The organism is Carboxylicivirga fragile (genome assembly GCF_050589805.1).
Classification (GTDB): domain Bacteria; phylum Bacteroidota; class Bacteroidia; order Bacteroidales; family Marinilabiliaceae; genus Carboxylicivirga; species Carboxylicivirga fragile.
This window is the reverse complement of record NZ_JBNGOY010000031.1, coordinates 17,461-38,746: the sequence shown is the minus strand read 5'-3', so window position 1 is coordinate 38,746 and position 21,286 is coordinate 17,461. Positions and strand designations below refer to the sequence as shown.

Sequence of the window (21,286 nt, the reverse complement as noted above, 5' to 3'; positions counted from 1 at the left end):
ATGTTTATCGCACTTCATTGCATTAGTCTGTAATTTAGAATGTTTAATATTTATATCTGCTAATGCTTGTTATTTTAAGGTTAATTAGATATTTCAGGCATTGCCTTCAATATAACAATAAGGTGGTGTCTCAATTATCACACAAGTTTGATTACTTGATTAAAAAGTCGCACTACAAAAGCTTGGTTATTGAACTAAAAAGCTTAATTTCATTGTGATTTTGATATCACTTTAGGCCTAACTTATTATCATTAAAATGAAAAAGCTACTTTTTATTGGTGCTGCTTTAATGTTTTCGTGCACCCTCTTTGCTCAGGAAAATTTAAGCCTAATGTTCTCTCAAGAACGTTATTCCGAAGTTATATCTCAGTTGGAACCGAATGTTGATCGAAATGAAGATCAACAGTATTTGTTGGCATCGGCCTACTTTCAATCGGGTCGATCAGATTTGGCAATTCAGTGTTTATTATCTGCAGACCATACGAATTCAAACCTTTTAAAAGATCTACTTTCAAAAGTGTATTTTACAAGCGGGCAGTATGCCGAAGCATTACCCATTTGTGAAGATCGTTTTCAAGATGAGTCGATGCATTTGGGTAATTTGATGCGTTATGCTCAAATTCAGAATTTCAATAGCAATTATGATAATACCATTAATGCATTGTTAGCTTATCGCGAGCAAGACTCATTGAATCTTAATGTGAATATGTTGTTGGCCGAGACTTTTCAGAAGGCATCGGAACCATTAATGGCGATTGATATATACAACAAATTACTTAAACAATACCCAACAAATCAAAAGGTGGGTTATCGCTTGGCTCAATTGCATTACGAAAAAAAACAGTACAAAGAGAGTTTTGATGTGAGTATGCATTTTGTCGATACCTTGGGCTATACCAAACGTTTTGTGAGTATGGCTGGTTTGGCAAGTTTTAAGGCCAGATCAAATGGTAATTCCGTTAAGCTTTTTAAGCGCATGGAAACTCGTGGCGATAGCTCACTGCTGACCAAAAAGCACATTGGCATGGCCTATCACCGGATGGAGAATTACGAAAATGCCATTAATTATTTATATGCCGCTTACGACTTAAAAGACGATGATGTAGAAGTGTGTTTCTTTCTTGGCGCAGCATTAGGTCAAAGCAATATGCCTATGCGTGGTAAGCCATATTTGGAGAAGGCTGCTTATTTATTGGCGCCATCGCCCGGTTTGATGGAGAAAATCCACACCAAGCTGGCTATGATGCATGAAGACTCAGGAAATTACACAAAGGCAATTGCCTATTACGATTCTGCTTATCAGTATTCACCTTCCAACGTGCAATATATCTACAATCAAGCGGCTATTTACGATTATTACCTCGAGAATGATCTTAAGGCGCAAGAATTATACGAACAGTTTTTAACCAGACTGCCCGACACTTTGGATTCGAAAAAAGGCAATGAGTTATACACACTTCGTTTGAAGGAGATTGTGAGTAATCGTTTAATAAATATTAAAGAAGAAGCCTTTTTTAGAGAGGGTGCTCAATAGTATCAAAATTAAACATTTATGAAACAGTACATTATTCTATTATTTATTGTTCTTTTCTTAAACCCTTTGAATGGACAAAAGAAAATTGATTTGCCTGAAAATAAGCTTGTTCATTCGTTTGTTGAAAGATTGCCGAAAAACTTGAGAACGTTAAGTCTGAAGGATTTGCGATCATCATCAGATTCAATAAACATTAGAATTTGGCAAACCCATACGGTATTTACTCTTAGCTATAATGAAACTGTTTCGTCTGAGTATAAAATCCATACATCTAACGATAATCCGATAGTTTCCAATACCAGTTTGCCTAAAAATATAGCGCAAAGTTTATTGGATTCGTTATTAGAGTGTGGACTAATGGATTTGCATGATGATAAATATGGAGGGATTGATGGCAGTTATGTTTTCTTCGAGCTTGCCACAAGAGATACTTATAAAGTATTGAGTTTCTGGTCGCCTCACGCGGAAAGAAGTGCTGATTGCAAAGTGGTTGTATCTATTTTAGATATCGTTAGCAGAACTGTGGATTCGAAGAAGCTTCATGCTGAATTTTTTAATGCATTACCGTCTGGTGGATATAGATGGGGAATGACAAGTATTCACATTGATCAGTTTTTAGACAAAGATGCTGTTGTATCCGATTTTTATCTTCAAGTTGAGAAGAAAGTTAAAGCAGAATTGAATATAACTGAAAAAACGAATCATTGGGAATTTCCATTAATATACATCAATAATAAACCTGCTATGATTGCGGATATAAACAATATCATCAATCAAGAAGTTTCCAGTATTGAAGTTATAAAACCTGACGATGAATTGATAGTGTTATATGGAACAAGAGGGAGTAATGGCGTAGTTAAAATAGAAACTAGATAAAGTCGGTTATAGTAACTTAAGTTAGCATCTCGTGTTATAAAATTTGTGAGGATAAGATTAACTTTTAAATAAAATCAAAATAGGGTGTTCATTGCTGAACACCCTATTTGAAGATTAAAACTTACTATTATTACTACAGATTAAAGTACTTTTAAAGCAGCTTCGTAGTCAGGCTCGTTAACGATATCGTCAACCTGCTCGCTATGTAAAACTTTTCCTTGCTCATCAACTACCACTACAGCACGTGAAAGAAGTCCGTTAAGTGGGCCATCAATCATTTTTACACCATAATTCTGACTGAAAACTTCGTCTTTGTATTCCGATAAAGAAACAACTTTATCTAATCCTTCAGCGCCACAAAAACGTGCATGTGCAAAAGGTAAATCTTTTGAAACACACAATACTGCTGTATTCTCTTTTTTAGATGCTTCGTCGTTAAAACGACGAACCGAAGCAGCACAAACACCAGTGTCAACACTAGGGAAGATATTTAATACTACTTTCTGACCTTTGTAATCAGCCAATGAAACTTCGCTAAGATCAGTTTTTACTAAAGAAAATTCCGGAGCCTCAGCACCTACTCTTGGTAAATCGCCAGCTGTTGCAACCGGAGATCCTTTAAACGTTATTTTTGCCATTTTGTTGGTTTAATTATTTGTTATGAATCCTAAACAACACCTTCTTTAGTTTTGTTTAGAAAAAAATCAAAAAAAGACCGACAAATACTGCATTTGTCGGTCTATCATATACTTATAATAGTAATTATTTTTCTTTATCTGGCTGCTCAGCTTGCGCCAATTTCTTCTCATTGAAGAAGGCATAGAAACTAACAACTGCGATTACAGCTATAGTGTAATAAACAAAACTAGGTACAGGAACAGGATCACCCTTTGCATATGAGTGCATACCAGCCAAGTAATAGTTTACTCCTAAGTAGGTCATTATTACCGATGCAAAACTTATCACCGACCAAAAGTTAAAGGTGGTTATACTCTTCATGCCAGGAATAAAACGCATGTGAAGCACAAAGGCATAAACCAGAATAGTAACTGCCGACCAGGTTTCTTTTGGATCCCAGCCCCAGTAACGCCCCCAAGACTCGTTGGCCCAAACGCCACCAAGAAAAGCACCAACTGTAAGTAGGTATAAGCCTACGGTCATGGTCATTTCACTAATGCCTGATAATTCTTCGATGGTTAGTGAGAAAGCTTTTTTGTTGCTTTTGGTTTTGGCACCAGCTAATATCAGATTAAGGAATCCAAGTAAGAAACCTAAACCTAAGAAACCATAACTGGCTACAATAATGGCAACATGAATGGTTAACCAATAGGATTTTAGTACAGGAACCAGGTTGGTAATTTCAGGATTCATCCAACTCAAGTGAGCTACCATCAATATGATGCCTGCAAAAAATGAAGTAACCGATAAAGCAATAGGACTATGCTTACTAAATAACAGACCCGCTAACAAAGTAGTCCAACCAATGTATAACATCGATTCGTAACCATTACTCCAAGGTGCATGTCCCGAAATATACCAGCGAATGGCTAATCCAATTGTATAAAGCACAAAGGCAATTATTACTAAACCTAAACCAATACGTAAGGGCCATCTAAATTGAAGTTTTGGTTTTACCAGTCGAGTTAGTTGAAGGAATAATAAAATAATACCAAGAACAAGAAAGTAGGGCATTAGCGACATAAAGAGGCTGCTCTCATTGTAAAATATTTCAATGCTTTTCTTGTATTCCGATGGTAATATGTCTTGTCCGTATTTCTTTTGATAGGCAGCAATGGCCTGAACGTAACTTTGCTCATTAGCAACATCATTTTTGCCTAGTGCATCCAGATACATGTTGAAGATATTAGCTACGAATAAACTATCTTCCTGTGGTAAACCGGTGACCTTCTCACCAGGTGTTAACCATTTGTTCTGATCGTCGTTTGGCTTTGGAAAGAGGCGCATAAAATTACCCATCTGAGCCATGTAAAACACATTTACCTGCTCATCTACTTTTACAGCTTCTTGCTCTAGTTTATTGCGATAAGCCGGACGTTTACGGTATGAATTTTCTACCAGTTGACGTATTTTATATTTACCATCAGGTGAGAAGAAGTTTCGGAACGATGATTTCTTTTCACGTAATTGAAGAATCGATCTTAATTCGTCGTGCTTAACAGTGATAAGCGGCACAGTTTGCCAATAGTTTGGGTCGATCATAATACCCAGCACCATCTGGTCAGCACTCATGCCTCTGAACGTATGGTGTTTTACCAGTTTACGTACTACCTCGCTGTTAAGCGTATTGAGTGGTTTCATGCGTCCGCCATTATCCTGCACCCATAAATTACCAAAGGCACTAGCAGCTTCGGGACTAACCTCAACATTTGGTTTTAAATCTTGTGCCATGGATGGCAATGCAATAAATAATAATCCAATGGCTAAATACTTCTTCTTCTCTTGGTAGATTTCTCCGGTGCGTTTTACCAAATAGCGGAAGCGGGTATTTGGAGCAGCTAAAGAGATAAACATGCCTAGTGTTAAAAGGAAATAACCAGCATAGGTTAACCAGGTTCCCCATAAGTCGCGATTAACCGAAAGAACCGTTCCTTTCTCATCCATATCGTACGACGATTGAAAAAAGCGGAAGCCTTTGTAGTTTAGTATGTTGTTCATATAGATACGTCTGTCCTCTTTTAAACCGGTGCGTTCATCCAACAATGTAACCTCGCTGGCATACGAACTTGGGCTTTCACTACCGGGGTAGCGTTCTAACTCAAAGCGATTAAGGTGCAACTTAAATGGAATGTGTATGTTTTTACTACCATAACTAAGCGCAAATTTAACACCGCCTAACTCTTCTGTATAGGTCTGGCCGAGAACGTCTTTCTTGCCAAACACATAAAAAACTTTTTGCTCATCGCCTAACTCCGCTACAAACTTTATAGCATCAGGTAATCCTCCACCATTATTGCCTTCTACAGAGACTGGTTCAACAACAGCGCTTTCTAAATAGTTAGTGTACACCATTCTTAAATCTTCAATGCTATATAGTACGCCATTGAATAATTTATGGGCAGAGTCGGCTGCAAACTCCTGAATGTCGCCAGTCTGCATTTGCATTAAGCTAGCAGTCATGTTACTGGTGAAATGAGGCATGCCATTTTTGATTTCCAGTATAAGATCTTGGGTGCGCTCTTTAGGTTCGAAAGCAACGGTGTAATTACCTACCTTCACTTCATCACCTTCGAACAATGAAAATTCCTGACGGCCAGAAGCGGCTGAAAGTACCAACTGAATAGCTGGTTTACCACCAGGTTTTTCAACGGAACGCGCCATTGCTTGAGGAATAAATATCTCACTCTTTATGCTTAAGTTACCTTTAGGTGTTGAAAAACTTTGTGAATACTCATTGGGACTCACAACACTATATAGTACATGCTGCTCATTGGTCACTTCGTAATTATCGCATGTTACTTTAGCAGTAACAAATTGATCGCTTGATAATATCTGATCCGATGACTCACCTTCACGAATGTGCATTAATCCTTCGTAACCAATATAGCGAGTCACGGCTGCTCCAATCATTATTAATACAAAAGCCAGGTGAAAAGTCAGCACCGGTAGTTTCTTAGTCGACCATGTTTTGAACTTACTTAGGTTGCCAAACATGTTGATGATTAATACAACAAAAACCAATTCGAACCACCAGGCATTGTATACCAAAGCTTTTGAAGCATTGGTTCCAAAGTCATTTTCGATGAATGTGGCAACTCCTAATACGGCGCCAAGAAATAAGAGTAAACTTCCCATTAACCAATGGGCGGTGAGAACATCAAATAATTTCTTCATATTCTATTTTTTGGATTTATTCTGAACGATATAATTTAACAAATGGTTGGCTTAAAGGTTTATTCGCTAACATAACTTATTTAACGATGTTAAAATAGTAAATAAGACCAATAATTCTGTAATTATCTTGTCTAAATAAGCGAATGCCTTTAAGATTGATTAAAATCTTTTGGTTGAGCGAAAGATTATGAAACTTCCTTCCGATTGCAGCGTAACTAGTTTATTAACTCGAATCACATGTTTTATCCAGATACACTGGAGTTAACTGAAAAAAATCGTTATAAATGAAAATAACTACCAAGATAATCATCTTCTCTGTTGGAATGTTAACAGTACTTGCTTTAGCTATCACAATTCCATCTTCAATTATATCCTACCGAACGCAACAAAAAGAGTTAGTTGAGCTTGAGAAAAGCTTACGTCGGGATTTTGATAAAACAATTGAGTTTGAGGTGCAAACGGTCATGAGCCTCTTGGATGGAATCTATGCGAAAGTGGCGAGTTATGAAATTTCTGTTGAAGAGGGTAAAGTTCAAGCAGCAGATCTAGTGCGTAAGCTACGTTACGGAAAAGATGGTTATTTCTGGATTGATACGAAAGATGGAGTTAATGTTGTTTTGTTAGGAAAAACTGATGTTGAAGGAAAGAGTCGTTGGGATTTAAAGGATGCCAAAGGCACTTTAATGATACAAGAGATTGTAAAGTCAGCTGTTGAAGGAGATGGTTACACTGAATATTGGTTTCCTAAAAAAGGAGGAACAATAGCCCTACCAAAGCGTAGTTTTTCGGCCTACTTCAAACCGTTTGAATGGGTAGTTGGAACTGGTAATTACATCGACGATATCGATACAAGTATTTCTAAAACAAGAGATGAGCAGATGACGAATCTGCGAAGTAGTATGTTGCAGACCTTAATCATTGCATTTGTAATGTTGATAGTATTTGGTTTTTTATCCGTTTTATTCGGCCGCCGTATTACACGTTCAATCATTTCTCTATCGGTAAATACTGAATCAATTGCTTCCGGTGATTTGAGCATGCAAATCAAGAAAACAGAAAACGACGAAATAGGTGTATTGCAGAAATCTCTGGCGCTAACATTAAAAAAACTAAAAGAAGTAATTGAGGAGGTTGTTGAAGGTTCGGCTAATGTTTCAGCTGCCAGTGAACAAATGGCTCAGTCAGCTGAGCATATTTCAACAGGTGCTAACTCCCAAGCTGCTTCAACTGAAGAGATATCTTCATCCATTGAAGAGATGGTGTCAAATGTGCATTCTAATTCGGCAAATGCCAAGCGAACTGCAGAAACAGCAAAGAAAGCTAGTAATGGTATTGGACAATTAAAGGAATCGGTAAGTAATAACCTTAAAGCCATGCAATCAATTAGCGACAAGGTTAATGTGATTAAGGATATTGCCTTGCAAACAAACTTGCTGGCATTAAATGCATCGGTTGAGGCATCGCGTGCCGGAGAGGCAGGTAGAGGGTTTTCGGTGGTTGCTGCGGAAGTTCGTAAGTTATCCGAATTTACACAGAAAGCAGCAAAAGAGATAGATGAAGAGTCCTTGACGAGTCTTGAGATTGCACAAACATCCTGGTCATCCATGGAGGCTATTTTGCCAGAGATAAATAGCATTATCGATGCTATTCAGGAAATATTAACAGCAAGTAATGAGCAGGAAGCTGGTGCAAATCACATTAACAATGCCATTCAGGAATTGGTGAACATCACCTCTCAAAATTCAGCCTCATCTGAAGAGATGGCATCCAGCTCCGAAGAATTATCGCGCCAGGCTGAGCACTTGCAAGAAACCATTAGTTTTTTCAAGACTAAATAGCTCATCAATAAATTACGAAAAATCATAAATATCGATTCGGTCTATTGTTGTCTCGTATCCTATATTTCGCTTGCTTTGCACCATTCAAATAAGACCTAATTTAAAGGGAGCAAAAATATCAGAATGAAAGGATTGTTAAGTGTTGTTTTGTTGTTTGTAATCGCAGTGCAAATAACAGCTGAAGAAAAAGAGAAACAATTTAAGGTTGATCTATACGGATTTATTGGGGTGAATGCCTATTACGATTCGCGTCAGAATGTTATCGTACGAAATGGAAATATCTATCTTTTTCCGGCGCGACCAAATTATGATATTGATAACAATGATATAAATGCAAAGGGCCGCTTTGGTGTCGATGCATCATACAGTCGTTTTGGTCTACGAGTGAATGGCCCGGAGGTTCTTGGAGCCAAAAGCTTTGCCTTAATTGAAGGAGATTTCTTGGGTAAATCAGGAGCTAGTGATTTGAACTTTCGTTTGCGTCATGCCTATATTCGATTGAATTGGGAAAAAAGCAACTTGCTCATAGGGCAGTATTGGCATCCGCTTTTTCTAACAGAAAATTTTCCTTCAACTGTTACTCTTAGTTGTGGTGTACCTTTTCACCCATTAAATCGTCAACCAATGCTTCGTTTTGGACATCAATTAAACGAGCACTTTGAAGTTATCGCATTTATGATGACTCAAAATGACTTTGCCGATAAGGGAATGCCGAATGGTGCTGCTCATGCCATACAGCCTGAAATGGATTTGCAACTGAAATATAAAAATGCCAATGGTGTATTTGCAGCTTTAACATTTGGTCATAAGGTGCTTCAGCCAGCCTTGTATGAGGAGATAAATGGTAATAAGAAGATTACAAATGAAAAAGTGAGAAGTTCGTATGTTGCTGCCTCACTTCGAAAGTCATTTGACAAGTTCACTGTGAAAATGGAAGGCATATATGGAGGAGCAATGACTAATGTTGTACTGCTTGGAGGTGTTGCCGAAAAAGCCAATGGTAGCGAATTGCGAGAGTATACTCCTGTTCAAACAGCATCGCTTTGGACTGATATCCATACCAACCATGCTAAGATTCGACCAGGTCTATTCGTTGGATATACGGAAAACATGGGTACCAAAGAAAAATCGAATATTATAGTTGAATCAGATAGAACACCTTATAATTTGGGTGCCGACATTGGTAATATGTATACCGTAGCGCCTCGCATTCATTTTTTGGCTACGCCTAAAATTTGGTTGGGTGTTGAATGGATGTACACCGTTGCTGCTTATGGAAATGACTACGATGATTACGCAAAACCTATCGATTTAGAGAATGTAGCAAACCATCGAATAACAACGAGCTTGCGTTATACTTTTTAGGAATAGCTTTATTTGAATGTAAACTTATGAAAGAGAAACTGGTAGTAGTGGCCATACTTTTAATAATTGCTGGCTTTGGAATGATGCACAGCGTTGCCTCAACCATGGAAGTAGTGAGTTTACTAATGATTGGGATAGGAGCAGGATATCTATTATTTTTGTTGCTGAAGAAAAAGGGTAAGAAATAAAGAAACAGCTATGTTCTCAAAAGAGGAAGCGAAGGAAATAAGACAATTGTTCTGGCATAAATTGGAAAATCGAACACGCCGCTTGCCAGGCCGAAAGGGAAAGAAGATTAAATGGATTTTTGATGATACCAACATCAAAGGTTTAGATCTTCGTTTCGATATTGATCGTCAACGCGCTATTGTGGCACTTGAAATAAACCATCGCAACGAAGAAAAAAGGTTGAAACTCTACGAGAAATTAGAAGCTTGCAAGTCTATATTTGAAACTGCCTTTGGAGGAGAATTGCAATGGACTTACCTCTATACTAAAACAGAAGGTCTAGAAGTTTGTCGCGTGTATGAACAAATACCTGCCGACTTATACCAACAAGAACAGTGGCCCGAAACCATGAAGTTTATGATCGATCGTATGATTCGATTAGAAAAAGCCTTTCTGGAAGTTAAGGATTTTTTGATGCACGATGAGTTGGGGGAGTGAGCCAGTTAATCAATTTGAAAATGTGCCAATTGATTCACACATTTCCAAATTTGCTAATTGATGGAGTTAAGTAATTTTTTACTATTCAAAAGACCATTCCATCAATATGCTTTTTTGTATGCTTTGCTCTTTTGGATTAAAAGTGATTCCTGAGCCATTGCCTTTTCGAGGTGGCGTATCGCAGCATTCTTCGTCCATAATTATATCAAACGAATCAAAGTACGTCGAATTTGAACCGTAGGTGATTTTTTTGATCTGTTTTAATTGTAGTCCTGATGAACTGGCTATGAGTTCAGCCTTTTCGGTCGCATCTTTTATGGCTAACTCCAAGGCTTGTTTGCGCAGCTTGGTCTTTTGCTCCTCGGTAAATCTAAAATTAATTCGATAGCTTATGTTTAAATCTTCTTGGTTGAGGCTATTTAAAAGTACATTGGAATATGCATCGTTGTAACGATCTTTTATTTCTAGTAAGATTGATGACTTATAACCTTTTCTAAGACGTTTACTTTTGACGAATTCATAGTTTTCATTTACTATCAAATTATTAACCCTGATGTTTCTCGATTTTATTCCATTACTCTTAAAATGTGTTTTTAATTTTTCGAGAGATTCCACGGATTTATTAAAACATACTTGATACAAACTATCTTTGATGCTTAGGTTAATGGAAACAATAATCTCCTTTGGCACTTCTTGAATACGAGCTATGCCTTCCACATGAATAAGTTGCTTGTTTTGTGCTATCGATTGAAAACTAAAAAGAAGAGCTATTAAACTAATGATGCATGTACGTTTCATATGTTTTGATTTTATGTGATACGTGAGTAGTCACACACATAATGCCATTACTAAAATGCCATGGTTAGAATAGTATTACACGCAAGAAATAATTATTGTATCTTATTGGTAATAAGAGGGGAGGGGTGTGTTGAGAAGGTGAGAGAAATACTAAAAGCAATTTTATTCACTTAATTATGTAGTATTTATTATCGCCCTATGTTGCGTTAATAATCTTAATAAGCAAAGGAAATAAAAAAAGCCATCCAAAAAATGGATGGCTTTAAAGCTCCCCAGGTAGGACTTGAACCTACGACCTACGGATTAACAGTCCGCCGCTCTAACCAACTGAGCTACTGGGGAATTTTATTTCAATATGTCAAGAACTTTGTAGAGCTCTTTTAAAGCTCCCCAGGTAGGACTTGAACCTACGACCTACGGATTAACAGTCCGCCGCTCTAACCAACTGAGCTACTGGGGAATATTTTTGTAATAGACTTCTATTAGCCTTATTACTTTTCCATAATAGTTTGTAATCTGATCTTCGGATTAATCCCGATTCTCGGGATCGTTCAACCAACTGAGCTACTAGGAAATTTGGTTTCATTAAACTTTGTACTCCTTCGATAACTATCGAAGAGGAGGTGCTTTCGTCAAATGCGTTGCAAAACTATAAGGAATCTTCAAAATATGCAATATCTTTGTGCAAATTTTTCAATTAAAATTAACGCACCTTAAATAAACGTTTAGTTATGAGTAGTGTATTGGGTTTAGGTAATGCCTTAGTTGATGTCTTAGCGCGTCTTGAAGACGATAATTTGCTCGAAAATTTGAATTTACCGAAGGGAAGTATGCAATTAGTGGACAATATTTCGGCAAATAAAGTGATGGAGGCAACCGCACATTTGAAAAAAGAGTTGGCAAGTGGTGGTTCTGCAGCAAATACAATTCATGGTTTAGCTAGTTTGGGTATTAAAACTGGTTTTATAGGTAAAATTGGGCAAGATGAGCTTGGGCAAGTTTTCAAAAACGATATGTCGAGCAATAATATTACCCCACATTTATCAGTTAGTACAGCGGGGTCGGGAAAGGCTATCGCTTTAATTAGCCCTGATTCGGAGCGTACCTTTGCTACTTGTCTGGGTGCGGCTATTGAATTATCGGCCGAAGATATTTTGGAGCATTTATTTGAGGGTTATACTTATTTTCATGTTGAAGGTTATTTGGTACAGAATAAACCTTTGATAGAAAAAGCTTATCAGGTTGCTAAAGCCAAAGGTTTGATAACAAGTATTGATTTAGCCAGTTTTAATGTGGTTGAGGATAATCTTGAGTTTTTAAAGAAACTGGTTAATGATTACGTGGATATTGTATTTGCTAACGAGGAAGAAGCTAAGGCTTTTACTGGATTAGAAGAAGAGGATGCCTTGCATGCTTTGGCAGAGAATACCGAAGTAGCCGTACTAAAACTTGGTAAGGCAGGATCATTAATTAAACGCAATGATGAGGTAGTTAAAGTAGGAGTTATACCTGTTAAAAGTATTGATACAACTGGAGCAGGCGATTTATACGCTGCAGGTTTCTTGTATGGTTTGATTAATAATCAACCAATGGAAAAGTGTGGAAACCTTGGTTCTATTCTTTCGGGCCATGTTATTGAGGTAATCGGACCAAAAATGACTGAAGAGACATGGCAGGTGATTCACGATAAGGTGAAGAGCGTGCTTAATTAACCCTTAGTATTGAGAGTAAAAAGGTTCAGAATTGGTGTAGAATGTCATATTTCTTTAAATTGTTATGCATTACTTTTGAAAATTAATTAATTACATCAGCAAAAAACATAAAACATGTACGGTAAGTTTCAAGATTTCTTAACGAAAGAAATAGAGGCTATTAAAGAATCTGGCCTTTATAAAAATGAGCGTGTTATTACTTCTGCTCAGGGAGCTGAAATAGAAGTTGGCGGAAAGCAAGTGCTTAACTTTTGTGCCAATAACTATTTAGGATTGTCGTCTCATCCACGTGTTGTGAAGGCAGCTCAAAAAGCTATGGACACTCACGGTTATGGTTTGTCATCGGTGCGTTTCATTTGTGGAACACAGGATATCCATAAGCAACTTGAAGCAAAAATAGCTGAGTTTGTAGGTGCAGAAGATACTATTTTATACGCTGCATGTTTTGATGCCAATGGCGGTGTTTTTGAACCTTTGTTTACTGCCGAGGATGCAATAATCTCAGATGCTTTAAATCATGCATCTATTATCGATGGTGTTCGTTTGTGTAAGGCGGCTCGTTACCGTTATCAGCATGCTGACATGGCTGACTTAGAAGAGCAATTGAAAAAGGCTCAGGAACAACGTTTCCGCATTATTGTAACCGATGGAGTATTCTCTATGGATGGAGATATTGCGAAGTTGGATAAAATCTGTGATTTGGCAGATAAATACGATGCATTGGTGATGGTTGATGATTGCCATTCTGCTGGGTTTATTGGTAAAACAGGTCGTGGAACTCACGAATATAATAATGTGATGGGACGTGTTGACATCATTACCGGAACATTAGGTAAAGCTTTGGGTGGTGCCTTAGGTGGATTCACAACTGGTAAGAAAGAAATCATTGATATGTTACGTCAGCGTTCACGTCCATATTTATTCTCTAACTCATTAGCGCCGGCAATTATTGGTGCGTCTTTGGAGATATTTGATATGTTGACTGAGTCGACTGAATATCGCGATAAGGTGATGGATAATGCTGATTATTTCAGAGCTCAGTTGGAAGCGGCTGGTTTTGATCTAAAACCTAGCAAATCGGCCATTGCTGCATTGATGTTGTACGATGCTAAATTATCGCAGGAGTTTGCAGCTAAATTGTTGGATGAAGGAATTTATGTGATTGGATTTTATTATCCGGTTGTTCCAAAGGGACAGGCACGTATTCGAATTCAGTTGTCGGCAGCTCATGAGCGTCATCATTTAGATAAGGCCATTGCTGCCTTTATCAAAATTGGAAAAGAATTGAAAGTTATTAAATAGTAGCTTTTAACTAATAATATAAGAGGTTCTTAACTAAGGTTGAGAACCTCTTTTGGTTTACAATGTTAGTAATAAAAGATATTCCTACTGTCTTCTGACTACAAACTAATGAACTATTCTTATTTTTAAGCTTCAATTATTAATTACTTTATGAGCAAACTAAGTATCATCATCTTATTATGTATTCTTATTTGTACATCATTTAATGCCTCGGCAAAGAAGAGGCGTAAGGATTTGCAAATGGGGGGGCGGATTGCCTATACTATGCCTAATAATTGGGGTAAGGCCACAAGTATTGGATTTAAAGATGTGGCAGCAAAAGGAGTGCAGTTTGCTTATTTTGGGCGCTGGTTCTACGCTAAACGCTTATCTCTCGGTTGGGACTTGGCTTATCAAACACAAAAAGGATCTGAATTTTGGGATGTAGATAATTATGGAGAAGTGTCGGCGTCATACCAAACCATTCAATTGTTAGCCGAAGGCAATTATCTCTTTAGCCACGATGAAGTTCGACCATACATAGGTGTTGCGTTTGGTGGATTTTGGTTGCGCAATCATGTCAACTTTAGTGCCAATAGTATCAATAATAATTCGGTAGTATATACAGCTGATAATATTATGCCAGGTGTAGCTCCACAAGTGGGCATAGCCATTGAATTATCTGAGAAAACAATGCTTGATATCCATGCGCGTTTAATTCTTATTCCGAACCTTGAAGAAGAATATATCCAAGATCCGGAGATTGGGCTAATCACTCTGAACCCACATGGAGCTCAGAATCACCTTTCCCTCAGTTTAGGTTTGTTATTTAATCTTTAGAACAAGCCGTGAATATTGGCATCTACCTTATCAATGATCATACTTAAGTCTGATTTATTCTTGATAAAATCGATGTTGTTGGCATCAATGATTAGAAGTTTACCGGCAGTGTAGCCTTGTATCCAAGCTTCGTAACGTTCGTTTAGGCGCTTAAGGTAATCGATGCGAATGTTGTTTTCGTAACTACGGCCACGCATTTGTATTTGATCAACCAAAGTAGGAATAGAAGCACGTAGGTATACCAATAGGTCAGGTGCTTGTACAAAGCTATTCATCAACTCAAATAGTGAGAAATAGTTGTCGAAATCACGACGACTCATCAGCCCCATATCGAATAAGTTGGGAGCAAAAATAAAAGCATCCTCGTAAATAGTGCGATCCTGAATAACCGTTTTGCCTTCTTCACGAAATTGCTGTACCGACGAAAAGCGACTCTTTAAGAAATAGACTTGTAGGTTAAATGACCAACGCGTCATGTCCTCGTAAAAATCAGCTAAATAAGGATTTTCGTCAACATCTTCGTAATGTGGTTCCCATCCGTAATGTTTGGCTAGCAATTCTGTTAATGAAGTCTTTCCTGATCCTATATTTCCGGCGATAGCAATGTGCATGCTTGTATTATTTAGTATTTAAGTCTAGTAATTCGTCAATGTATTCTCTGTTGTTGGCTAGGCGTGGTATTTTATTTTGACCGCCCAGCTTGTTTTTACTCTTGAGCCAATCCATAAATAAGTGCTCACGAGCAACTACTAAGTGCGGCATCTCAAGCGTTAAATCTTTATAACGTTTGGCTTCGTAGTCGCTATTGGCACTTTTTAGGCCATCATCCAATAATTGATTGAAGAGGCCAATGTTTTGTGGCTGTTTCTCAAATTCGATTAACCACTCGTGCGCTCCCTTCGAATCGGCTTCCATAAAAACAGGTGCTGCTGTAAATTCCTTTATTATTGCTCCAGTTTCCTTGCAAGCAGAGTTCAGCGCTCGTTCGGCATTCTCTATCATCAGTTCCTCACCAAAGGCATTAATATAATGCTTGGTGCGGCCAGTAATAATAATCCGATGCGGATTGGTGGATACAAATCGCACTGTATCGCCAATCATGTATCGCCATAAACCACCGTTGGTAGTTATCACCATGGCATAATCAACCCCCAATTCCACGTTATCGATGGTTCGCGCATGCGGGTGTGCATTGGTGACTTCATTCAACGGAACAAACTCATAAAACACACCATAATCAAGCATTAATAACATACCATTTGCTGATAAGTCATCTTGTATGGCGAAGAATCCCTCTGAGGCATTATAGGTCTCGAGGTAGTTCATCTTATTCGTAGGAATCAACTCTTTGTATTGATCGCGATACGGGGTGAAGTTGATGCCGCCATGAATAAATAACTCAAGGTTGGGCCATATTTCAAGTAGGTTGGTTTTGCCTGTCTGTTTTAGCACATGTTTAATGAGTACTAAAAACCAGCTTGGCACGCCAGCCAGGGAAGTTACATTTTCTGATATGGTTGTTTCTGTAATTTTTTCGAGCTTCGCTTCCCACTCGTCCATCAATGCAATTGACTGATCGGGCGTTCTTGCAAAATGGGTCCAGAATGGGAGGTTTTCAATTAGTATGGCCGATAAATCACCATAAAAACTATCGTTGCTAAAGTTATTTATCTGGTGACTTCCACCAAGTGTTAAACATTTGCCGGAAAACATTTCCGAATTTGGATGTTTCTCGTGGTAAAGTGCCAATACATCTTTGCCACCTCTAAAATGACAGTCTTCTAGAGCTTCCTTCGTAACGGGTATGAATTTACTTTTAGTAGAGGTTGTACCTGATGATTTGGCGAACCATTTGATTTCTCCCGGCCAAAGTAGATTCTTTTCTCCATTTCTGAGGCGTTCTATGTAGGGGCGTACGCCTTCATAATCGCAAACAGGAACACGTTCGGCAAATGTTTCGTAAGTCTTAATGCTACCAAACTCATGTTTTTTCCCTATGTCTGTGTTCTTTGCAATATCTATTAAATTATTTAATTGAGTCATTTGCACTTGACCCGGTTCCTTCCTGAAACCATCAATCTGAGTCAGGCGTTTCGAATTAAATAAAGATATGATTGAGTTAATTATTGGCATATGCTATTATCAAAGTTGTTAAAGATACAGAAAAATGCATTTTACCAAAGTCAAAAAAGAGAAATCTGCATAGCATTTTTTTTAAGCCTACTTGTGCGTATATTTTCTTTTTCTACCTTTACTTCAATTACAAAATAGAGGTAATGAATTACTTTGATATTATAGTAGGCATCATCTTGGCCTTGGCCTTGTTTAAAGGATTTAAAAATGGTTTGATAATTGAACTGGCATCGCTGGCTGCATTGGTGTTGGGTTTATTGGGAGCTATCTTGTTTAGTGATGTCACGGCCACCTATTTAGGTGAATATATTAACTCTTCTCACATCGGCATCATTGCATTTGTTATCACTTTTATTTTAATAGTAATTGGGGTTCATTTGGTGGCTAAGGTGGTAGATAAGATGGTGTCTGCTATTGCCTTGGGGCCTGTCAATCGAATTTTGGGTGCAGTTTTTAGCTTGCTCAAATACGCTTTTATTCTGAGTGTTATATTGGCCGTACTAAGTAGTTTTGAGCGTAATTTTAAAATTATTCCGGAGGCACAGAAGGAAAATTCATACTTATATGAACCGGTTGCATCCATTGCACCATTTGTTTTTCCATATCTTCAATTTGATACGGTAAAAGAAAAATTTGAAGAAGCAACGGAGGGAATTTCTGTTTAACTCTAGTTTAGTTTCGAATTATACATGCCCAAAATGCCTGCTTGAAATTTCTCCAATAATTCATCTTTCTCAACTGGTTTATTGATAGCGCTGTCAAAACCATAGGAAATTAATTCTAGTTTCTGGCTTTCGTTCATGCCACTGGATTGGGCAATAAACGGAACATTAATGCCTTGTTGACGCACTTGTTGGATAAACTCAGTGCTATTCAGTCCTGGCATGTTTATGTCAATCAATACTAAATCAATATCGTTTCGCTTCAGCAGTAATTCTCTGGCTGAATTAGGTGTACGAGCAGATATCAAAGTGATTTTAGTATGTTCAAGGTATTTTCGCATTTGCAATTGTGCCGAACTGGTTGCATCCACTAATAGTACCATTTTATCTGACCAAGAAAAGTTGTTGTTGGGCTTAATTTTTACTGGTTCTGTTTCTATGGTTACAATTGGTTCCGGCACTATAGTTTGTTGCATCGTATTAAGCGACATTGAAAAATAAAACTCAGAACCCTTATTTTTCTCAGAGTTGATTTTTAATTCACCTCCCATAGCGCTGATAAGATGTTTGGAGATGGATAGGCCTAAGCCGGTGCCTCCGTATGTTTTGGCTGTGGTTTCATCTTCTTGGCGGAAGGGGTCAAAGATGATGTCTTGCTTTTCTTGAGTAATGCCAATGCCCGTATCGCGCACAAAAAACCTTACATTCTCATCTTCGCGAGTATAACCAAATTCGATAAAACCTTTGCTTGTGAACTTAAAGGCATTACCAATAAGGTTAATAAATACCTGGTTCAATCGCATTAAGTCAACGTTGATGAGAAGGTCAGAAGTATTATCAGGAATATTTAAGTAAAAACGAAGATGCTTCTTCGAGTCAATGGCCATCTTTTTATCAAATAGCATGTATATCTCCTGAAGCAAACTGTTAGGATTAGCTAATTCGGTATCGATGACTAATTCTCCACTTTCGATTTTTGCTAAATCAACTATATCGTTGATTAGCTCCATTAAACTCTCAGAGCTATTATTAATTATCTGTACGTATTCACCTTTTTCCTGATCCGAAATTTGTTCCTCCTTAAGTAGGTTTGTAAAACCAACAATGGCATTAAGTGGTGTACGAATTTCGTGGCTCATATTTGCCAAAAAAGCTGATTTCAAGCGATCAGCACTTACTGCTCTTTCTTTGGCAACAACCAATTCCTTTTCGGCACGTTTGCGTAATGTGAAATTACGGCCAACAAGCAGGAGTGATGTTAATTGTTGATTGTCGGTTTCAGGTGTTATGGTCCAGTCAAAGGCAAAAGTCTGCCCACTGTGTTCGTATTCCAATTCAACTGGTGTAATGACTGAAGAAATCAATACATCGTCGATGGCGTTGTTTAAGCCTTCAACTACAATTCCAGGCAGTTGGTTCAAATGGCTTAGTTCTTTCCCAATACAATCCGACTCTTGGATGTCGAAGTCGCTTAGAAAGGCAGCGTTACAAAAAGAAATCTGTTTTTGCCTGTCGATGCGAAGGATGTGATCCGGTGAGTTTTCAGTAAGTGCTCTGAATTTTTTCTCACTTTGCTTAAGCGCACCTTCGTGTCGTTTGCGTTTCGAAATATTATGTAATGAGAAATAAAAGTGCATTTCTCCATTGAGCTGTATGCTTGTTGCAAATATTTCGGAATGAACAATGCTGCCTGATTTATGTAGCAGTTGAACATCGCCAGTAAAGTCGTTGTTGTTGCTCAGTCGATCGCGGGCATGCTTGAAGCTTGTGAGGTACTTTTCTTCAGGAAATAGATTTTTTAATTCTAAGGCATGCAGCTCTTCGTGTGTATAACCCAACATTTTCAAGCCAGAATTATTGGCATAGAAAAGATCATTATTCTGATTTAATATAAAGATACCATCTACGGTCGTTTCAATAATCTTCCGATTGCGCTCTTCGCTTTCAAGCAGGTTTTTCTCCGTTAGGCGAATTTCCGAAATGTCTTCCCCAATAAGCATGTAACACATGCCTTCCTTATCATCGGGGGCTTGGGTGCCCAGGATACGAAGATTTACCGGTTGGCCATCTTTATATCGCATTATAGCCTCGTAAGATGCTATTCCATTGCGATCAATGTCTTGATAGAATTTCTCCACATCCGCAATGTTTTCTTCATCTTCGTAATACAGTTTTGATACAGCACAACCAATAAGTTCATCTTCGGTATAGCCCGATTGGGATAAAATTACTGAATTCAGATATTCGATGGTTCTGTTTCTAACCAGCATTATGCCAATAGGTGCAGAGCGTAATAGGTTTTGCAAAAAGCTCTCTTTCTTTTCGAGAACCCTATTGATGTTTAATATTTCGGTGTGGCTATTTTCTAACTTTAGGTAAGTGCTTTTTTGCTCATAAGCGCTCGCCAGCATGTCAGCAAATGTTGAAAATACTGTTTCTTGTGCCGTGTCCCAGGTCTTATTTTTCTCTTGGGAATTGAAACCAATAAATCCACAAAACTTGTTTTTTGAACGAATTGGTAATGCCAATATGGATCCACTTGTTGTTGTGTTACTTCCCGAAAAATAGCGGGAATTTGTATCAGAAAGCTCAGCATTAATAAAACCTTTGTCGTTAAATGCTTTCGTCCAGCCAGCAATGTCAGTTTCGTAATTTAGCACTGTGCCATATCCATTTAATGGCGACATGCTATTTTGTGGATATTGAAATTTTAGATGGCAATTGGCATTGTTATTTTCGTTTTCGTAAAGAAAAATATGCTGGATATTGAAATGATCAGCCAATTTCTTTATCGCACTGTTTACCTGTTCGTCAAACGATTGATCCGATGTGAAAATGTGAGAAAGATCGAGTAGGATTTGCTGATTACTATTGTGATCAAGTAAACGAGCTTGATTTAACTCCCTTTCATAAGCATTGCCAATCAACCTGGCCGTCATTTTTAAGAGGTCGGTTTCGTGCTGAAACCATTCCCGGTTGAAACTGCATTCATCAAGTCCAATGAATCCATGAAAGTCGTCGTTTACCATTAATGGGATCACCATGATGGCTTCAATATTTTGATTGCCTAAGGTCTCGTGAACTTCTTTTGGCAAATCTTCAAGCACATTTGATGCCTTAATGATGCCGTCTTCGGTCAATAACCGCTTCCATTCAGGAAACGAAGAGTAGGCTAAATTTTGAAGTTGATCTTTTTCTTTTCTAACCCCTTCGTTACACCACTCGTAGGTATTACTTAGGCGCTGATGGTCGTTATGATTCTCAAATATGTAGATGCGACTAACGTCGGTAAATCGTCCTAATTCTTCTAAAACCAAATTTATTCGCTCTTCAAATGGGCGGTTTTTAGCTAAAATGGAAGAAATAAATAGGGGTAAGTATTCCTGGTGACCCGATTTATTCGATGCCTCATCATCAACCTGAACGCCCAATAAACCTTGGTACATTCGTTTCATTAAACGCTTAAGCCTTTTGTTTTCAGCTTCTAAGCGAGCAAAATCATTCTCCTTACTGTTTATCATCGACATAAGTCCCCAGTCGTCATATACTTTTGCAAGATACTAAATAGCTGATTTAGTGCAAAAAGAGTTATTAACATCTTGTGCACAAAAGTAGTGAAATACATTACTTAGTGAATACTTAATTTTAAAAACTTAGCAGTTTGTTTAAAAAAACGAAAAGATTATTTAAGATAAAACGTGATTTTCAAATCAATACTATATTTTTGAG

At 37.8% G+C, this 21,286-nt stretch carries 16 protein-coding genes and 2 tRNA genes; 10 read left to right on the top strand and 8 right to left on the bottom strand.

The window, feature by feature from the left end; translation table 11 throughout:
• Positions 1–256: 256 nt before the first annotated feature.
• Together ACRD7B_RS14255 and ACRD7B_RS14250 are read left to right on the top strand one after the other, a co-directional pair.
• The gene (locus ACRD7B_RS14255; RefSeq protein ID WP_430825243.1) at positions 257–1,534 is read left to right on the top strand and encodes a tetratricopeptide repeat protein; all 1,278 of its coding nucleotides are present in this window, start codon (positions 257–259) and stop codon (positions 1,532–1,534) included.
• An 18-nt stretch (positions 1,535–1,552) separates the two neighbouring features.
• Positions 1,553–2,410 carry a hypothetical protein gene (locus ACRD7B_RS14250; protein WP_430825242.1) on the top strand — a complete coding sequence of 286 codons (858 nt, stop codon included), beginning with the start codon at positions 1,553–1,555 and terminating at the stop codon, positions 2,408–2,410.
• A gap of 140 nt (positions 2,411–2,550) precedes the next feature.
• Here the strand turns inward: ACRD7B_RS14250 and tpx are convergent, their stop codons facing one another.
• On the bottom strand, positions 2,551–3,048 hold the full coding sequence (gene tpx, locus ACRD7B_RS14245) for a thiol peroxidase (RefSeq protein ID WP_430825241.1): 498 nt from the start codon (positions 3,046–3,048) through the stop codon (positions 2,551–2,553).
• 124 nt (positions 3,049–3,172) lie between these two features.
• Positions 3,173–6,262: a cytochrome c biogenesis protein gene (locus ACRD7B_RS14240; protein WP_430825240.1), complete on the bottom strand. Its 3,090-nt coding sequence runs from the start codon at positions 6,260–6,262 to the stop codon at positions 3,173–3,175.
• A gap of 284 nt (positions 6,263–6,546) precedes the next feature.
• Between ACRD7B_RS14240 and ACRD7B_RS14235 the strand changes: the two genes are divergently transcribed.
• The 4 genes from ACRD7B_RS14235 to ACRD7B_RS14220 all read left to right on the top strand — a co-directional run bounded on the left by ACRD7B_RS14235 (position 6,547) and on the right by ACRD7B_RS14220 (position 10,131).
• Positions 6,547–8,100 carry a methyl-accepting chemotaxis protein gene (locus tag ACRD7B_RS14235; protein WP_430825239.1) on the top strand — a complete coding sequence of 518 codons (1,554 nt, stop codon included), beginning with the start codon at positions 6,547–6,549 and terminating at the stop codon, positions 8,098–8,100.
• A gap of 123 nt (positions 8,101–8,223) precedes the next feature.
• Positions 8,224–9,465 (top strand): DcaP family trimeric outer membrane transporter, encoded by a 1,242-nt coding sequence (locus tag ACRD7B_RS14230; protein ID WP_430825238.1) that lies wholly within the window; start codon positions 8,224–8,226, stop codon positions 9,463–9,465.
• Positions 9,466–9,491: 26 nt separating this feature from the next.
• Positions 9,492–9,653, top strand: a complete 162-nt coding sequence (locus tag ACRD7B_RS14225) for a hypothetical protein (RefSeq protein WP_430825237.1) — start codon at positions 9,492–9,494, stop codon at positions 9,651–9,653.
• A 10-nt stretch (positions 9,654–9,663) separates the two neighbouring features.
• Positions 9,664–10,131 (top strand): DUF4268 domain-containing protein, encoded by a 468-nt coding sequence (locus tag ACRD7B_RS14220; protein WP_430825236.1) that lies wholly within the window; start codon positions 9,664–9,666, stop codon positions 10,129–10,131.
• Positions 10,132–10,212: 81 nt separating this feature from the next.
• Here the strand turns inward: ACRD7B_RS14220 and ACRD7B_RS14215 are convergent, their stop codons facing one another.
• The 3 genes from ACRD7B_RS14215 to ACRD7B_RS14205 form a co-directional block, all read right to left on the bottom strand.
• Complete coding sequence (locus tag ACRD7B_RS14215; RefSeq protein WP_430825235.1) at positions 10,213–10,929, bottom strand: SIMPL domain-containing protein; 717 nt, start codon at positions 10,927–10,929, stop codon at positions 10,213–10,215.
• A gap of 268 nt (positions 10,930–11,197) precedes the next feature.
• Positions 11,198–11,271 (bottom strand) — tRNA-Asn (locus ACRD7B_RS14210).
• Between the two features lie 44 nt (positions 11,272–11,315).
• Positions 11,316–11,389, bottom strand: a tRNA-Asn gene (locus tag ACRD7B_RS14205).
• A gap of 271 nt (positions 11,390–11,660) precedes the next feature.
• Between ACRD7B_RS14205 and ACRD7B_RS14200 the strand changes: the two genes are divergently transcribed.
• The 3 genes from ACRD7B_RS14200 (at position 11,661) to ACRD7B_RS14190 (ending at position 14,762) form a co-directional block, all read left to right on the top strand.
• Positions 11,661–12,641: an adenosine kinase gene (locus ACRD7B_RS14200; RefSeq protein WP_430825234.1), complete on the top strand. Its 981-nt coding sequence runs from the start codon at positions 11,661–11,663 to the stop codon at positions 12,639–12,641.
• 114 nt (positions 12,642–12,755) lie between these two features.
• Positions 12,756–13,943, top strand: a complete 1,188-nt coding sequence (kbl, locus tag ACRD7B_RS14195) for a glycine C-acetyltransferase (RefSeq protein WP_430825233.1) — start codon at positions 12,756–12,758, stop codon at positions 13,941–13,943.
• 150 nt (positions 13,944–14,093) lie between these two features.
• Positions 14,094–14,762: a hypothetical protein gene (locus tag ACRD7B_RS14190; RefSeq protein ID WP_430825232.1), complete on the top strand. Its 669-nt coding sequence runs from the start codon at positions 14,094–14,096 to the stop codon at positions 14,760–14,762.
• On the opposite strand, the gene ACRD7B_RS14185 is transcribed toward ACRD7B_RS14190, so the two are convergent.
• Positions 14,759–15,373 (bottom strand): deoxynucleoside kinase, encoded by a 615-nt coding sequence (locus tag ACRD7B_RS14185; protein WP_430825231.1) that lies wholly within the window; start codon positions 15,371–15,373, stop codon positions 14,759–14,761. The genes ACRD7B_RS14190 and ACRD7B_RS14185 overlap by 4 nt on opposite strands.
• Before the next feature lie 7 nt (positions 15,374–15,380).
• Positions 15,381–16,895 carry a GH3 auxin-responsive promoter family protein gene (locus tag ACRD7B_RS14180; RefSeq protein WP_430825230.1) on the bottom strand — a complete coding sequence of 505 codons (1,515 nt, stop codon included), beginning with the start codon at positions 16,893–16,895 and terminating at the stop codon, positions 15,381–15,383.
• Between the two features lie 143 nt (positions 16,896–17,038).
• Here ACRD7B_RS14180 and ACRD7B_RS14175 point away from each other — a divergent pair, with 143 nt between their 5' ends.
• Complete coding sequence (locus tag ACRD7B_RS14175; RefSeq protein ID WP_430825229.1) at positions 17,039–17,560, top strand: CvpA family protein; 522 nt, start codon at positions 17,039–17,041, stop codon at positions 17,558–17,560.
• 2 nt (positions 17,561–17,562) lie between these two features.
• Here the strand turns inward: ACRD7B_RS14175 and ACRD7B_RS14170 are convergent, their stop codons facing one another.
• The gene (locus ACRD7B_RS14170) at positions 17,563–21,084 is read right to left on the bottom strand and encodes a PAS domain S-box protein (protein ID WP_430825228.1); all 3,522 of its coding nucleotides are present in this window, start codon (positions 21,082–21,084) and stop codon (positions 17,563–17,565) included.
• Positions 21,085–21,286: the final 202 nt, after the last annotated feature.

Excerpts from the sequence above, each read along its gene's own strand:
- ACRD7B_RS14255 (WP_430825243.1), top strand. The coding sequence starts at position 257 with ATGAAAAAGCTACTTTTTATTGGTGCTGCTTTAATGTTTTCGTGCACC.
- ACRD7B_RS14250 (WP_430825242.1), top strand. The coding sequence starts at position 1,553 with ATGAAACAGTACATTATTCTATTATTTATTGTTCTTTTCTTAAACCCT.
- tpx (WP_430825241.1), bottom strand. The coding sequence starts at position 3,048 with ATGGCAAAAATAACGTTTAAAGGATCTCCGGTTGCAACAGCTGGCGAT.
- ACRD7B_RS14240 (WP_430825240.1), bottom strand. The coding sequence starts at position 6,262 with ATGAAGAAATTATTTGATGTTCTCACCGCCCATTGGTTAATGGGAAGT.
- ACRD7B_RS14235 (WP_430825239.1), top strand. The coding sequence starts at position 6,547 with ATGAAAATAACTACCAAGATAATCATCTTCTCTGTTGGAATGTTAACA.
- ACRD7B_RS14230 (WP_430825238.1), top strand. The coding sequence starts at position 8,224 with ATGAAAGGATTGTTAAGTGTTGTTTTGTTGTTTGTAATCGCAGTGCAA.
- ACRD7B_RS14225 (WP_430825237.1), top strand. The coding sequence starts at position 9,492 with ATGAAAGAGAAACTGGTAGTAGTGGCCATACTTTTAATAATTGCTGGC.
- ACRD7B_RS14220 (WP_430825236.1), top strand. The coding sequence starts at position 9,664 with ATGTTCTCAAAAGAGGAAGCGAAGGAAATAAGACAATTGTTCTGGCAT.
- ACRD7B_RS14215 (WP_430825235.1), bottom strand. The coding sequence starts at position 10,929 with ATGAAACGTACATGCATCATTAGTTTAATAGCTCTTCTTTTTAGTTTT.
- ACRD7B_RS14200 (WP_430825234.1), top strand. The coding sequence starts at position 11,661 with ATGAGTAGTGTATTGGGTTTAGGTAATGCCTTAGTTGATGTCTTAGCG.
- kbl (WP_430825233.1), top strand. The coding sequence starts at position 12,756 with ATGTACGGTAAGTTTCAAGATTTCTTAACGAAAGAAATAGAGGCTATT.
- ACRD7B_RS14190 (WP_430825232.1), top strand. The coding sequence starts at position 14,094 with ATGAGCAAACTAAGTATCATCATCTTATTATGTATTCTTATTTGTACA.
- ACRD7B_RS14185 (WP_430825231.1), bottom strand. The coding sequence starts at position 15,373 with ATGCACATTGCTATCGCCGGAAATATAGGATCAGGAAAGACTTCATTA.
- ACRD7B_RS14180 (WP_430825230.1), bottom strand. The coding sequence starts at position 16,895 with ATGCCAATAATTAACTCAATCATATCTTTATTTAATTCGAAACGCCTG.
- ACRD7B_RS14175 (WP_430825229.1), top strand. The coding sequence starts at position 17,039 with ATGAATTACTTTGATATTATAGTAGGCATCATCTTGGCCTTGGCCTTG.
- ACRD7B_RS14170 (WP_430825228.1), bottom strand. The coding sequence starts at position 21,084 with ATGTCGATGATAAACAGTAAGGAGAATGATTTTGCTCGCTTAGAAGCT.